Here is a 263-nt window from a genome sequence, read left to right on the forward strand (position 1 = left end):
GGGTCACCAGGGCGATAGCGGCAATCAGCAGTGCAGAGGGGAATTTTTTACCCAGCGAGCTGAACAACAGGCTGCCGACAATGCCCGCCGAACCAAACAGCAGCAGCAGTAACGTCGTGAACCCCTCGCTGGCGTTGGCGACGAGCTGCATAAAGGGCTCAATATAGCTGTAAGCGGTGTAGTGCGCGGTCACCACCAACGTCACCAGCAGATACATTCCCACCAGCGCCGGACGGCGGAACAGCAGGGGAACGCTGCTGAGC

1 pseudogene is annotated in these 263 nt (G+C 59.7%); it reads right to left on the reverse strand.

The features are described from left to right. Nucleotides 1–263: pseudogene (locus NR195_RS22775) on the reverse strand (sugar transporter); the annotation flags it as partial.

Origin of the sequence: Pantoea sp. Ft-CA_14, from assembly GCF_024520875.1 — a bacterium.
Taxonomy (GTDB): domain Bacteria; phylum Pseudomonadota; class Gammaproteobacteria; order Enterobacterales; family Enterobacteriaceae; genus Pantoea; species Pantoea agglomerans.